The sequence below is a fragment of the Methanobrevibacter filiformis genome (genome assembly GCF_001639265.1).
GTDB lineage: Archaea > Methanobacteriota > Methanobacteria > Methanobacteriales > Methanobacteriaceae > Methanacia > Methanacia filiformis.
In genome coordinates this window covers 1-921 of sequence record NZ_LWMT01000172.1, presented here as the reverse complement: position 1 = coordinate 921, position 921 = coordinate 1, and the positions used below count along the sequence as shown (strand labels likewise).

At 23.9% G+C, this 921-nt stretch carries 1 protein-coding gene; it reads right to left on the bottom strand.

What is annotated here, in order from left to right; translation table 11 throughout:
- Window positions 1–402: 402 nt before the first annotated feature.
- Complete coding sequence (locus tag MBFIL_RS04745) at window positions 403–732, bottom strand: AAA family ATPase (protein WP_066971959.1); 330 nt, start codon at window positions 730–732, stop codon at window positions 403–405.
- Window positions 733–921: the final 189 nt, after the last annotated feature.

The window sequence follows — 921 nt, the reverse complement described above, 5'->3', positions numbered from 1 at the left end:
GCTGCAACTAATGAAATAAACATCAGAAATGCAATATACAATACAATACGAACAAGAAATCTAAAAGACACAATATACTAGAAAAAACATAAATAAACATAGTATAAAACCATACATGTCTAAATAAGTATCTCTTAGTCAGTATGCCATTTATCAAAACATGATTCATACAAAAGCACTAATTTATTAATACAAATTTCATAATAAATGCACAAAAACTTAATAAAAAAAAGTTTATTAAAGTCATTAATGCATGAAGTCATATTTCAACACAAAGATTATTAAACTTTACTAAAAAATAATCAACAAAGATAAATCACTTAAAACCCAATAAACTAAATAATAATCCTTATTTTAACTTAATATTACTTCATCATCATAATATAAGCCAATAAGTATCAATTAACTAATCAATGAATTATGGAAGATCTCCTTAAATATCAATAAATTTTCACCATCATAAAATTCTATTTCAACATATACCTTAATATTTTCCCCATTTTCTGCCAAATTAGCACTTTTATTATTACAAATAGTCATGGATGATTTATCACCATAATCATGAATTTCATTACCGTATAGACACCAACTTAATGCATTTAACATAGTAGTTTTGCCTGTTCCATTATTTCCTTGAATAATAGTTATGTTTTTATTATTGTTTCTAGCAAAATCAATTTCTACATCACGGTATTGTCTAAAATTAGAAATCTTTACTTTATTTAATTTCATCCAATCACTTTATAAAATTATTTAATATAGTATGATACCTATTTTTTGACAATATATTCATCTATCCAATTTTCGACAAAAGATATTTCATCAACTAATTCGTAGTATAATTTAACCACTTCCTTTTTTAGGTATTCAATATCTGGAATGGGGTTTCTATGTAGTATATTTTTCATAGTTCTCCATAGT